Genomic DNA, 272 nt, shown 5'->3' on the forward strand with positions numbered 1-272 from the left:
GGCAACACCCTATTTAACGGCCCTGTCACTCAAGACATGCTCGACAACGGCTTTGACGTTGAAGTGCCTGTCACTGCAGGCGCAACTGATGTTGATGTGACCGCGCAAGTGATTGATATCGCCGGCAACCCATCTGCAACCGCCACTGATACACAACCTGTTGATGCCACCATGGCACCTGCACCAATCGTTGAATTCAGCGGCATGGGCAGCGATGGTATCTTCAACAGCGATGAGATCGGTACTGATGGCACTGTGACCGCCACCGTGAC

At 54.4% G+C, this 272-nt stretch carries 1 protein-coding gene; it reads left to right on the top strand.

Annotated features, from left to right (window positions below; translation table 11 throughout):
• Positions 1–272: hypothetical protein (locus H5202_RS23815; protein WP_220494007.1), on the top strand; the 272-nt coding region annotated here is incomplete at both ends.

The organism is Shewanella sp. SG41-4 (assembly GCF_014164505.1).
Taxonomy (GTDB): Bacteria; Pseudomonadota; Gammaproteobacteria; order Enterobacterales; family Shewanellaceae; genus Shewanella.